Annotated in this window: 11 protein-coding genes; 8 read left to right on the top strand and 3 right to left on the bottom strand. The window is 40.6% G+C overall.

Annotated elements, in window-relative coordinates:
- The first annotated feature begins 97 nt into the window (after positions 1-97).
- The gene (locus V7201_RS16715; protein WP_335377884.1) at positions 98-1072 is read left to right on the top strand and encodes a hypothetical protein; all 975 of its coding nucleotides are present in this window, start codon (positions 98-100) and stop codon (positions 1070-1072) included.
- Positions 1073-1185: 113 nt separating this feature from the next.
- Here V7201_RS16715 and V7201_RS16710 read toward each other — a convergent pair whose 3' ends face one another.
- Positions 1186-2031 (bottom strand): STAS domain-containing protein, encoded by an 846-nt coding sequence (locus V7201_RS16710; protein ID WP_335377883.1) that lies wholly within the window; start codon positions 2029-2031, stop codon positions 1186-1188.
- A gap of 397 nt (positions 2032-2428) precedes the next feature.
- Between V7201_RS16710 and V7201_RS16705 the strand changes: the two genes are divergently transcribed.
- The 6 genes from V7201_RS16705 to V7201_RS16680 all read left to right on the top strand — a co-directional run bounded on the left by V7201_RS16705 (position 2429) and on the right by V7201_RS16680 (position 10239).
- Complete coding sequence (locus V7201_RS16705; protein WP_335377882.1) at positions 2429-3574, top strand: exonuclease SbcCD subunit D; 1146 nt, start codon at positions 2429-2431, stop codon at positions 3572-3574.
- Positions 3571-6708 (top strand): SMC family ATPase, encoded by a 3138-nt coding sequence (locus V7201_RS16700; RefSeq protein WP_335377881.1) that lies wholly within the window; start codon positions 3571-3573, stop codon positions 6706-6708. Before V7201_RS16705 ends, V7201_RS16700 begins: the two co-directional genes overlap by 4 nt.
- A gap of 80 nt (positions 6709-6788) precedes the next feature.
- Positions 6789-7850: a DUF3900 domain-containing protein gene (locus V7201_RS16695; RefSeq protein WP_335377880.1), complete on the top strand. Its 1062-nt coding sequence runs from the start codon at positions 6789-6791 to the stop codon at positions 7848-7850.
- Positions 7851-8091: 241 nt separating this feature from the next.
- Positions 8092-8910 (top strand): lipid II flippase Amj family protein, encoded by an 819-nt coding sequence (locus tag V7201_RS16690; RefSeq protein WP_335377879.1) that lies wholly within the window; start codon positions 8092-8094, stop codon positions 8908-8910.
- Between the two features lie 37 nt (positions 8911-8947).
- On the top strand, positions 8948-9442 hold the full coding sequence (locus V7201_RS16685) for an NUDIX domain-containing protein (protein WP_335377878.1): 495 nt from the start codon (positions 8948-8950) through the stop codon (positions 9440-9442).
- A gap of 14 nt (positions 9443-9456) precedes the next feature.
- Positions 9457-10239, top strand: a complete 783-nt coding sequence (locus V7201_RS16680) for a class I SAM-dependent methyltransferase (protein ID WP_335377877.1) — start codon at positions 9457-9459, stop codon at positions 10237-10239.
- Between the two features lie 202 nt (positions 10240-10441).
- On the opposite strand, the gene V7201_RS16675 is transcribed toward V7201_RS16680, so the two are convergent.
- A complete protein-coding gene (locus V7201_RS16675) occupies positions 10442-11491 on the bottom strand; it encodes a M42 family metallopeptidase (protein ID WP_335377876.1) in 1050 nt (349 codons plus the stop codon).
- 174 nt (positions 11492-11665) lie between these two features.
- Here V7201_RS16675 and V7201_RS16670 point away from each other — a divergent pair, with 174 nt between their 5' ends.
- A complete protein-coding gene (locus V7201_RS16670) occupies positions 11666-12565 on the top strand; it encodes a superoxide dismutase (protein WP_335377875.1) in 900 nt (299 codons plus the stop codon).
- Between the two features lie 126 nt (positions 12566-12691).
- On the opposite strand, the gene V7201_RS16665 is transcribed toward V7201_RS16670, so the two are convergent.
- On the bottom strand, positions 12692-12859 hold the full coding sequence (locus tag V7201_RS16665; protein ID WP_335377874.1) for a hypothetical protein: 168 nt from the start codon (positions 12857-12859) through the stop codon (positions 12692-12694).
- Positions 12860-12915: the final 56 nt, after the last annotated feature.

Genomic DNA, 12915 nt, shown 5'->3' with positions numbered 1-12915 from the left:
ATTTACATTTAATTTACAGTTCACATGAAACTTTTTCCTTATTTTAATCGTATTTACAATATATCATTTTTACCACATAAAAAGGGGGTACATTAAAATGATGATATTTTTAGCCTCCACAGCAGGAGCTGCCATCCTTGTCTCGATTGCTTTTTATAAAAAAAAGGAAAAAAATCGTAAGGCTTTGCTGAAGGAAAATATACCTGAAAATCTTGGCTTGCTTAATGAGGTACCTGCACAAAAATTACTATCAAAACTGGAACAGGCACTTTCATACGAATATGAAAACCAGGTAAAAATCCGTTTTTTAAGTGAACATCCTGAAGTCAGTGAGGATGAGTTTGAGTGGAGAATGTTTGAATTGAAACGGTACTTATTGCTGAATTCCATCATGAAAAATACACCGATGTTCAGCGTGAAGGTGGACGAAATCTGGCATGAAATGCTAATGTTCACAAAACAATATGAACTTTTTTCGAATAAATATTTGGGAAAGATGCTGCACCATACACCAAATCTCGAACCGGAACCAGCACCTCAGGAGCGTGCCTTTTTCGATTGGGTATTTACACAGATGTTTGAGGTTACAGAGTATACATGGAGGGCATGGGGCGCCTTCTTCCAAAATCCAATGGATCCAACTGTATTAAAAAATGTTTATGCACTAAATGCGGAAGAGCTAAAACAGCGATATTTCAAAGTGAATGATGAGAATGAAGAGTTGGTAAATTATTTAATACGCCAGTTGAAAAAGCAGATCCTTGAATCAGAGGAAATGTATATCAAACATAAAAAGGGGAAATTCACTCGGCCAGCAGGATACGGTGATTTATCCACATTGTCGATGGTCATGGTATTTTATTCGTACTATTATTTTGATGATTACTGGTTGTACGCAAAAGATTACGCCTATGCCAGCCAAACTCCAGGCACATCAGGGTGCAGTGCGGTATTTTGCGGAACAGGTGACAGCAGTCATGATTCCCATGATGGGAACGGTTGCTCTGGTCACAGCTGCTCTGGAAGCTGTTCCTCGAGCAGCTGCTCGAGTTGCGGCGGGGGCTGCTCATGATTGTTCTTTTTGATAAAAAATAAAACCTGCCAGATTCATCCCGGCAGGTTGTTTTTATTATATGGGCAATCCTAAATATAAGAGAATTAATCTAACCATCGATTTAAAAGTTATTAGTTGAGCAGTAGCTTTTTAATGATATGCTGCAAATCTCCAGCAGTCATGATCCCTGAGAAATCCAAACCCAGCTGTACTGCCGTTTGAGCAACTTCTGGCCTGATTCCTGTCATAATCGATTGTATCCCTAGAAGCTTCAATGCATCCATCAATTTGAAAATTTGATGCGCCACCATTGTATCAACCATTACAACACCAGATAGGTCGAGAACTAAAGTATTGATACCAGCCTGAATACACTGAGTCAAGGTCGATTCCATTAACCCCCTTGCCCTTGTTGTGTCGATTTCTCCAATAAGCGGAAAGAGTCCCACATTCTTCGTTATTATTATTACTGGAGCACTGAGTTCCCTGATGAGTGAAGCTTGTGAAGAAAGACGATTCATCATGATTTCCATAAAAGAAATAATAAAAGTTTCAAGTACATAATCAAGAGTATAGTTCAATTTCTTTTCCCACATGAAAACATCTTCAAGGGTGATTTCTAAATCTGTTTGTTTAACAAACTTCTGGATGTATTCCCAATAAACACGACGAAAAACACCCGAGTTCCATGCAACTTCCGTAAGCTGAGTATGCGATTTAATCCTGTCTGCAGCCGTCTGGCTCGTCCAGGCAGAAATGGTTTCTTTCATCTCATCTTCTGTCTGAAATAGTGACTTTGCAACCAGTCTAACATAATGAGAGTTTTGTTCTTTTACCTTGTTCATAACCTCAGGAGGAGCATCAGCAGAATAATCTGATCCTGTATTAATCTGTTGTCTCTTTAGCCAGTCGTCCGTAAAATCTGTAGCATGTTCGACAAGGAATTGGTATAAAGCATCAGCTTTTGTATTCATCATTTCTCCCCAGCTTTTTCATTGATTTACTATCTTCATTGTTTAAGACTTGATGAGAAAAGTCAATTTTTAATGGGCAAATTATATTTAAAACTTTAATAAAGTTTTCTGGAGATCTCCGCTCATGCACTCGCTTTACACGGGGGAGAATTATGAAAAAGCCACACTGTCGGCTTTATTCATTAACCACCAAGTGAATTATTAATACTAGCATAGTGAAAAGGAAAATTCAGGTAGATTTCCATTGTGAAATTTGATAGGATAAGAACAAATGTTCCGTTCGTTTTCCTTTTTTTAAATGCACATTGAAAATATGAGTCTGATATAATAGTAGCATTGTAAAAATGATCTTGTAATGACCTACTATATAAATAATTTTTTGATTACAGGGGGGATTGGAATGAAATTTATCCATACTGGTGATTGGCACCTGGGAAAGCTTGTTCATGGGATGTATATGACCGATGATCAGCGCGAGGTATTGAATCAATTCGTCGATTTGGTCGCAGAGGAACAGCCGGATGCTGTTGTCATTGCAGGTGATCTCTATGACCGATCTGTCCCGCCTACCGATGCGGTGGACCTGCTTGATGAAGTACTTTTCAAAATCAATGTTCAGCTGAACACACCGATTGTGGCCATTTCAGGCAATCATGACAGTGCGGAACGGCTATCTTTCGGAAGCTCATGGTATCGTCATAGCCATTTCTATCTTTCTGGTAAATTAACGAACGACTTTAAGCCGGTTCATATCAACGGGGTGAATTTTTACCTCGTTCCTTATGCTGAGCCAGGTCTTGTCCGTCATTTGTTGGACGATCCTTCGATTCATTCGCATCAGGACGCGATGAAAGCAGTCATAGGGAAAATTGAGGAAAACCTAAACCCGAATGAAGTGAATGTTCTTGTTGGACATGCCTTTGTCCTTGGCGGGGATACCAGTGATTCGGAAAGAACATTATCGGTTGGAGGGTCTGGATGTGTTACACAAGACCTGTTTAATCCTTTTTCTTTCACTGCTTTAGGCCATCTCCATAGTCCTGACGCAATCAAACATGACAAAATCAAGTACTCAGGGTCACTTTTAAAATATTCATTTTCAGAAGCCAAGCAGCGAAAGTCGATTTCTATCGTGGAAATGAATGAGAAGGGCGGGTTTGACATGCGGTATCGAACCATGCAGCCCAAACAGGACATGCGCGAAATCGAAGGCCATCTTGACCAGCTCCTTGATCCTTCATTTTATGAAAAAGAGAATACGAATGATTATTTAAAAATCACCTTACTTGACGATGGAGCCCTGATTGATCCAATGGGGAAGCTGCGCCATGTATTTCCAAATGTTCTGCATCTTGAAAGGAAAATCGAATCCATCGACCAAAAACACAAGCAGAACTTTACTTCCATCAGGGAAGAAAAAAAATCGGAACTCGAATTGTTTGAGCAATTTTATCAGGAAATGACGACTGCCGATTTTACCGAAGATAAGCGCGGGCTGATGGCGGGCGTAATTGATAAAGTGCTTAAGGAGGACGCAGTAAAATGAAACCTCTAAAATTAACCATGCAGGCTTTTGGTCCATATGCGGGTACTGAAACGATTGACTTCAGGGAACTTGAAAACAGGACGATGTTTGTCATTTCAGGTAAAACGGGATCTGGGAAGACAACAATTTTTGATGGGATAAGCTATGCAATCTATGGGAAAGCAAGCGGTGAGGACAGGAATGGACCCGATTTGCGAAGTCAGTTTGCAAATGATGACTTATTGACAGAAGTCAGCCTGGAATTTTCACTCCGCCAAAAAACATACTTGATAACGAGATCTCCGCAGCAGGAAAAGAAAAAGAAGAGCGGTGACGGCTTCACCATGTTGGGTGCTAAGGCAGAACTTTATCTGCTTGACGTGAACGGAGACCCCCATCTGCTAGCATCCAATGTTCGTGAAGTGGATGAAAAAATCAAGGAAATCATGATTATCGACAGTAACCAGTTCCGGCAGATCCTAATGATTCCCCAGGGAGAATTCCGCAAGCTTTTGACATCAGACAGCAAGGATAAAGAAGTCATCCTGCAAAGGCTTTTCCACACTGAAATTTACAAAAGAGTAGAAGAAAAACTCAAGGAAGAGGCGACGGTCCTAAAGAAATCTGTTGAGGACCAGGTAGATAAAAGAAACTCAGCGATCCGTGCCATCAAGGCGGAAGAAAATGATGAGCTTAAGGAATACGTTGAAGCTGGAAGTGTGAATGATGTCTTAATCATGCCGCTTCTAAAGGCAGAAATAGCTGCAATGGGCTTGAAACTTGAAAAAATGAACATTGACCGTGCAGAAAGACAAAAGGAACGTGATATTCAACAGCAGCGTTTATTTGAAGCCCAAACTACGATTAAACAGCTGGAAACCCTGGAAGATCTCCGATTGAAAAAAGAAAATTTGGAGGGACAGCAGGAAAGTTTTAAACAGATGGAAAATGAAGCAGATTTGGCTAAGAAAGCTGCACTACTTACAACTCAGGAACAGCTTTGCCATCGTTTAAAGGCTGAATGCGATAACCTTACAGAACAAGCGGAGCAAATCTCAAAAAAGATAAGCCTGCTTACTGATCAGCTTGCGCAGGCAGAGAAAGAACATCAAAAACAGCTTGACCGAGAAACAGAGCGCAAAGCAGCTGCAGAGCAAAAGAACAAGCTCGAAAATATGAAAGATGATGTACAGGCATTCGCAAATATTGCTAAAGCTGTTGAAGAATTATCTTTATCTCTTAATGCTGTAAAGCAGGAGAGGGAGAAGGGTGAATCTACTGTTAAGGCTTCGGAAGAGCGCGTGAAGATTTTGCAAGCTGAAAAAGAAACAGCAGAAAAGGCCCAGCTTTCCTTATTGGAGAATGACCGGAGACTTGAAAAGTTCAGTCTAGAGCTGGACAAGCTTAAAAAAATGCAAGCACATAACTTTAGAGTGGAAATGGCAAGTCAGTCACTTGAACAGAAAAAGTCTGCCTATAATAACGCTAATGCCCGTTTCGAAGATGGGAAAGCAACTGTAGAAGACTTAGAGCTAAAATGGCTGCATTCTCAGGCGGCTGTTCTGGCAGCCTCTCTTCATGATGGAACAGCGTGTCCAGTATGCGGCTCAGAGCAGCATCCTAAGCCAGCATCGGCAAACGACGGTTTTATACCGACAGAGGAAGATTTAAAGGCAGCAAGGGTCCAGGTTTCAAATTTGGAAAAGGAAAAGAGCTTAGCTGAAAAAGGATTTATTGAAGCAGAGGCGAACTTTAAGTCTTTGACAAGAGCTGGGGAAGAACTGTTAACAGAAATCATTCAGCTAAGGCCAGATTTCAAAACCGCCGAACTTGATGATGTAATTTTACAAATACAAAGCTTTCAAGAGAAGCTTCGATTAGGACAAAATCAGCTTACAGCCAAGGTGAATTCTCTTGAAAAATTAATAACTGAAATCAAGAGGAATGAAGAAGGCAAAGAGAAGCTTCTGCTGCAGTTAAAAACGTTAGAAGAAAGCTATCATCAGATGGTGATTCAATATACAGAAAAGAAGACGACATTAGAAAGAATGACAGAAACAATACCAGAAGACCTGCGATCAATTGTGGCTTATGAAAAGAAGCTTAAAGATGCAAGTGACTTGCAGCAGCACCTTGAACATCAGCTTGAACAAGCCAGAAAAAATTTTCAGGATGCGAAGGAACAGCTGGGAACAGAAAAGGCACGTGGAGAAGATGCAGAAAAACGACTTACAGAAAAGAATGCTGAACTTGTTTCTGAACGAGATGTTTTCAAGAATAAGATGAACGCCGAGGGATTCGAAAATTTTCAAGCTTACCATCGAGCGAAAAAAGATGAACGAGATATTCAAAAGCTTGAAATGGATATACGTAATTATCGTGAAGAGTTTCGATCCGTTTCTGACCGATATACTGAATTGTCCAATATATTACAGGATGTAAAAAAGCCAGATATTGAAGGTCTGCAAAAACAATTTACAGAACTGAATGAGAAAATTAAACAAGCCGATGAAATCTACCAGGATCTCAATCTGAAAAAGCGTGATAATCAAGCCATTTTGGAAATGGTTGAGTCTTTAAATGAGCAAATGAAAGTACTGGAGGAAAGGTATAAGCTTGTAGGCCACCTCTATGAAATTTCCAAAGGCCAAAACACATACCGTATAACTTTTGAACGCTTTGTTCTCGCGGCATTTCTTGACGATATTCTGGCGGAAGCAAATGTCAGGCTTAATAAGATGACAAGTGGACGTTACAGGCTTTTGCGAAAAACTGACCGTTCTAAAGGAAATGTCCAAAGCGGGCTTGAGCTTCTTGTGCTGGATGCCTATACCGGCCAGGAACGGCATGTTAAAACTCTTTCAGGTGGAGAAAGCTTTAAAGCAGCTTTATCACTGGCACTCGGCCTTGCAGATGTTGTACAAAACTATGCTGGCGGGGTTTCGCTGGAAACAATGTTCATTGATGAAGGTTTCGGTACTCTTGACCCAGAATCATTAGACCAAGCCATTGAAGCACTCATTGATATTCAGAGCAGCGGACGCCTTGTCGGTATCATTTCCCACGTACCGGAACTGAAGGAACGGATTGACGCACGGCTTGAGGTTATTTCTACACAAACAGGCAGTAAAACAGAATTTCATTTAATGAATTGATAAGTATCATAGAGCATCATATCTTTAAGGGTGCTGTATTTTCACGGAGAATAGAAATACTGGCAGCAGGGAGATTGAACATGGAATTTGAAGTACAGAATCTATCATTTTATGTCGTCCAAGTTGAAGGAAAAGGTGACCAGGCCGACAGAAGGTATAAGCATTTCCAGACATTAAACGAAGAAGAATATGAGAATAGCTCCTTGAAGGATTTCCTTGATGGAGAGTTTGCTAAAATTGTGAAACGGAAGGTTGAACGCCATCCAAAAACGGAAGAAGTGCCGACAAAAATAGGCTACTTCATTGTTGAAGGAGGGCATGACCTCACTTCAAATCCAAACTACAATCTTTTTCACAGAGTTCGCTATGCGGAATCAAAGGAAGTTTTCCAGAATGAAAGTGAAAAATTTGCGATCGCTTATGTGGATACTAGTGCAGTGCGCGGCGGAGTATTTATTGTTGCTCGTGCCAAGCTTCGCAAGTATTTTGATGATTCATTCGTCTTTATATTGAAATGTGATTTCGAACCTAAAGTTGCTTCCATTTCTGATGAGTCTACCTTGATCCGTCAGGTTGAAATGGCGATTACGACGAAAAACATGAAATCTATCCAATATCCTTACATGCCTGAAGAAGGGATGATTCAAGATAATGAACTGAAAATCAACCAGGCTTCACATGCCCGCTATTTCGAGGATTTCCTAAAATACGTTGAGTATGGAAAATCGATGCCAGAAATCGTCAAGTCTCAAGTCATTGAAATGGTAAGAGGGCATATGGAAGAAACCTTCGAACCAGAAAGTGAAGAACGAGAACAGCTTGAGAACGCGATGGAAATATGGGCAGCCAGTGAAAAACGCGAGCTGCAGGAACGCTTTGAACCAGAACAGGTTATCGAAGCAGCTGCTCAGCTGATCGAGCATACACCTGAGCTGGAACTTAAGATGAAACTGGACCACGTATCGGTAAAGGGCTTGCTTGCAGACTTTGGCGATAGTATTCATCTTGCTAAAATGAACGGGAAATATGTACTTATGATCGAAGCAGACTCCGTTGTCTTTGAAAAAGGATTTTCACCGGTGGAATTTGTTAAGCCAGATGAGGTCGCAACTGTAGTGGAACGGATCAGGCAAAAAGGGTAGATTCAAATTTTTAAATCAAAAATTTATTTGCGTTGCTCTCAATTTTATATTGGGAGCTTTTTTTATTGTCATAGCATAGTTAATTTGAGTATAATTGGAAAGGAATGGTAGAGGTACTTCACCTATTGGATTCAGCTAATTGAAACAGAAATTCAGCGGATTTCCAACTCATCATAATTTGTTAAAAGGTTGTTTAGCAATAAATAATTTGGCGGGTCTGCTACATTTGAGGAGCCATTGAATGGACATTTTATCAGAACGATTACTAGTTATTGCTTTATTTATTTTAGTAGTTACCACTATCGAAACTTTGGCTTACTCTACAAGATTATCCGGTGCAAGAGTCGGGCTGATTGCCTCTGCGCTTTCATTATTCAACACCCTGGTTGTAGCGAGCCGTCTTTCTACGATGTTTCAACAGCCACTTACAGGAAAACTCATCGCTGAAGTGCCAAAAGGGGTAAATCGTCTGGAATTCCTTGAGAACCAATTCCGCATCCTTATAGGATTTACAACTGTCGGTGTATTATTTGGAATGATTTTGTTCCCAACCTTTATTGCCATTTTTTCAAGGGCTATTATTCAGCTTTCTAATGAACGCGGGTCAATTTTTACCTTGACTAAGAAATGGTTCAATTTAAAGGGACTGAAACGGGTGGTCTTATGCTTCCGTATGCCTAGCCGCAGATTTTTAAAGGGGATCAATATACATACATTTCCGAAAAGGCTTTTTATCGTCAATATATTGATTACAGCTGTTTATACAGTAGGAGTACTAGCAGCCATATATGGTTCTTTGCTGACTGAACCAAAGTATGCACAGGCAGTCGTTTTATCATCGGGTATTATCAATGGAATAGCCACATTATTGCTGACTTTATTCATTGATCCTAAAGCATCTGTCCTTGCAGATCGTGTCACAAAGGATAAAAAGAAGTACGTTTTCTTAAAAAGCTACTCATTTGCCATGATTTCCTCAAAATTCGCGGGGACAATTCTTGCACAAATAATCTTTATACCAGCTGCATATTATGTTGCCTGGTTCGCGAAATGGTTATAGCTGGTGCAAGCAATATTCTCAAAAATGGGGGGAAACATTGAGCACTACATATGCTAATTGGGGAGAATCAATCATTAAATTAACTTGGTTAAGTGAACGAAAGCTTCCTCTGCGCGAACTCATTACAAGTGTACACGGTTTTTGTTTTTATGATAATGATTTGATGTTAGTGAATTTGAACCACCGTGGCTGGGATTTTCCCGGTGGACATCTAGAACCAGGTGAAACAGCGGAGGAAGGCTTTAAGCGGGAAGTGATGGAAGAAGGATATGTATCCGGGGAATGCAAACAAATAGGATATATCATTGTCGATCATTCTGAAAATCCATTTTGGAGTGAAAGCAGCAAATATCCAATGGTGGGCTATCAAGTTTTCTATCGCATGGATATAACGCAAATCCATGAATTTCACGCTCAATATGAATCAGCTGAGCGTATTTTTATAAACCCTTGCACTATAAAGAAATATTATCGTGATTGGCATGAATTATATGAGGAAATCCTAAAATGTTCTTTGGATTTTCCTGGATAGGAAGGATGAGGACTTTGAATATAGTAAAACAAAATAGCCTTGCATGGGATAAGAAGGTAGAGGAAGCGGCTGTCTACACGAAAGCTGTATCTAGAGAAATGATTGAGAAAAGCAGGGCTGGGGATTGGGAAATAACCGTGACAACAAGCAAGCCGGTGCCAAGGAACTGGTTTCCAGCTTCCCTGAAAGGATTAAAAGTACTGTGCCTTGCGTCTGGAGGAGGCCAACAGGGCCCCTTGCTGGCTGCAGCAGGAGCAGATGTAACGGTTGTAGATATCTCGAAAAAACAATTAGAGCAGGATGATTTTGTCGCTAAGAGAGATGGGTTAATGCTAAAAACGCAACTTGCAGATATGACAGACCTATCCTGCTTTGAAGATTCGCAGTTTGATATCATCGTTCATCCTGTAGCGAACTTATTCGTTGAAGAGATCTCAAAGGTTTGGAATGAAGCTTCACGTGTTCTAAAAAATAATGGACTCCTTATATCGGGGTTTACGAATCCTCTGCTTTTCATTTTTGATGATGAGGAAGATATGAAAGGGAATCTGGTCGTTAAAAACTCCATACCATCATCTTCACTCGACAACTTAACCGATGAACAAATTACCGAATATCTGAATGCAGATAAGACGATAGAGTTCGGGCATACGCTTGAGGATCAAATTCAGGGACAGATAGAAGCTGGCTTTGTGATCACTGGCTTTTATGAAGATGATTTTGGCGGCAGAAGACCGTTAGACGAGTATATCAAATGCTTCATCGCGACTAGAGCAGTGAAGCTCTCAATTGACTAAAGAAATTTATCTATTCAAAAAGGTGACCATTCACGAATGAATGGTCACTTTTTATCTTATAGGCTCTGTTAACCAAGGCTGTTGATTTTCGTTCCAGGCGCTTCGCATTCCGCAGGGCTGGGGCTGAGCCTGCAGGAGTCTACGCGCCTTCCACTACAATCAACGGGTCTTAAAATCAACATTCAGCTTTAACAGAGCTATCTTATAAAATCATCTCAGATTGCACGTAATGATAAAGAAGCTTAGCTGTATTATCAATTGAATCTTTATGTGTTCTTTCAAAGGCATGTGATGAATCGATGCCTGGGCCGATTAATCCGTGGATAATATCATTTCCTGAACGTATCGCGGCAGATGCATCTGACCCGTAGTATGGATAAATGTCCAGCTTGTAGCCAATTTGATGATCAATCGCAAGCTGAGTAAGTCTTTTTCTAAGCTCATAATGATACGGTCCGCTCGCATCCTTCACACAGATCGAGACAGTATACTCATCTGTCGATTGCCCATCGCCCATGGCACCCATATCTACAGCAAGATACTCAACTGTTTCAGGAGTAATATTGGAGTTGCCACCATACCCGATTTCTTCGTTATTGGAAATCAGAAAATGTGTAGTGTAAGGGAGTTCAATATTCTCCTTTTTTACCTGTTTGATTAGCTGAAGGAGGATCGCTACACTCGCTTTGTCATCAAGATGACGGGATTTAATGAAACCTGTTGGCAAAATCTGAACCCGCGGGTCAAATGAGACAAAATCACCAACTTCAATCCCCAAAGCTCTTACATCATTTGCGTTATTCACTTTTTCATCCAGGCGGACTTCCATATTATCTTGATTGCGTTCAGCTTTTCCTGCATCTTTATAGACGTGAACTGAGGTTTGATGCATTAAAATCGTGCCGGTGAATTTATTCCCTGAAGATGTTTCAATTTCACAATACTCACCTTCAATGGAATTGAAATTAAAGCCGCCGATTAAATCGAGCTTAAGACGGCCGCTTTGCTTGATTTCTTTTACAATCGCTCCAAGTGTATCTACATGGGCCGTTAACATTCTGTGATTCTGCTGATCCTTGCCGGGTAAAGTCGCGATCAACCCACCTTTGCGATTCCTCTTTGAATCAACATTTAATTCGTTTAGGTAATTCTCAACATATGTAATCACTTCATTTGTATTTCCTGATGGGCTTGGGATACTGACCAAAGCTCTCAATAAATTCAAGGTCTCTTCTGTGTTTGGATAAGTCATGGAAAAACTCCTCTCTTTAAAACGTTCATATAACTATTATTATAAACTTTTTTGATGAAGCAAAGTAATCAATTTTATATCTTGCTCTTCAAGTGAAGTTTTTTATAAAAGTCATCTCTAACCAAATCCATACATATTTTGATACGGATGAGCATTTTTTTGGAGGCGATGTATATGAACGGTTATTGGTTCAAGTATTCATTAGTTGAATGGTGCAGGGAGATGGAAACAAAATTGACTGCTATGAGGGGACAACTGGAGGATCCCAATGATGAAGCAACACTTCAGAAATGGGAAGAAACTCTTATCTCTTTAAAACAAGATGCTGAAAAAGCGGATGATCAACAAGAATTATACACTCAAGCAAGAAACTTATATGAGGAAATTGCTGGCTTATTAAATGGATCAGAAGATGAATTGGCACGGCAGCAGGGACAAAGAGTCCAACCTGTTCCAATTGGGGGACATGTTTTGCCGCCTCTTCCGTATGCGTATAATGCACTTGAGCCTGTCATTGCCGAAGAAATTATGAAGCTCCATCACTTGAAGCATCACCAAAGTTATGTGGATGGGTTGAACAAGGCAGAAAAAGAGATGCAAAAAGCGCGTGAAAGCGGCGATTTTAGTTTAATCAAGCACTGGGAAAGAGAAGCTGCCTTTCATGGTTCCGGGCATTATCTTCATACCATTTTTTGGAGTATCATGAGTCCTGATGGGGGAGGAGCTCCAAAAGGCCAGCTAGGAAGAGCAATTAATCAGTCATTTGGCAGCTTTGAAAAATTCAAACAGCATTTTACCGAAGCTGCAAAAAACGTCGAAGCTGTTGGGTGGGTGATCCTGGTTTGGTCTCCACGAGCCCACCGATTGGAAATCCTCCAGGCTGAAAAACACCAAAACTTAACCCAATGGGATGTAATTCCGCTGCTCGTGCTGGATGTTTGGGAGCATGCATACTATCTTCAATACAAAAACGAACGGGCAAAATATATAGAAAATTGGTGGAAGATAGTCAATTGGCAAGAGGTTGAACAAAGATACAATAAAGCTAGAACACTTATGTGGCAGCCATTTTAAAACCGATAAGGGTGATGACACGTCACCCTTTTTTTGTTTAGGAAATTATAAAATCTTAAAGGTGTGGATAAATCAAGCCGGATTTGCTTAATCCAGTTCAAGCGCCTAGCCCCTCGAGACGCATGTCTAGCTGCGGCTCCGCTTTTCGAATTGTCTATTTTTGCCTCCTAGAAACTCCGAAACTTCAACTCCGCCGGCAGAAGCAAAAAGCGGTTCTTTTGTCGGAGTCTCCAGTTTCTGCGTTTCTGGGCAGTCGGCTACACATTTCGGTTTCGGTACTGCCAATGTAGTCAAAGAACGACTTCACTGTCAGGCACTTCGAGGGACACGATGTACTAGTGCCGACGTTG

The sequence above is a fragment of the Bacillus sp. JJ1122 genome (genome assembly GCF_036964885.1).
Classification (GTDB): domain Bacteria; phylum Bacillota; class Bacilli; order Bacillales; family Cytobacillaceae; genus Mesobacillus.
This window is presented reverse-complemented; position numbering and strand designations above follow the sequence as displayed.

Excerpts from the sequence above, each read along its gene's own strand:
- V7201_RS16690 (WP_335377879.1), top strand. The coding sequence starts at position 8,092 with ATGGACATTTTATCAGAACGATTACTAGTTATTGCTTTATTTATTTTA.
- V7201_RS16670 (WP_335377875.1), top strand. The coding sequence starts at position 11,666 with ATGAACGGTTATTGGTTCAAGTATTCATTAGTTGAATGGTGCAGGGAG.
- V7201_RS16700 (WP_335377881.1), top strand. The coding sequence starts at position 3,571 with ATGAAACCTCTAAAATTAACCATGCAGGCTTTTGGTCCATATGCGGGT.
- V7201_RS16715 (WP_335377884.1), top strand. The coding sequence starts at position 98 with ATGATGATATTTTTAGCCTCCACAGCAGGAGCTGCCATCCTTGTCTCG.
- V7201_RS16695 (WP_335377880.1), top strand. The coding sequence starts at position 6,789 with ATGGAATTTGAAGTACAGAATCTATCATTTTATGTCGTCCAAGTTGAA.
- V7201_RS16705 (WP_335377882.1), top strand. The coding sequence starts at position 2,429 with ATGAAATTTATCCATACTGGTGATTGGCACCTGGGAAAGCTTGTTCAT.
- V7201_RS16675 (WP_335377876.1), bottom strand. The coding sequence starts at position 11,491 with ATGACTTATCCAAACACAGAAGAGACCTTGAATTTATTGAGAGCTTTG.
- V7201_RS16710 (WP_335377883.1), bottom strand. The coding sequence starts at position 2,031 with ATGATGAATACAAAAGCTGATGCTTTATACCAATTCCTTGTCGAACAT.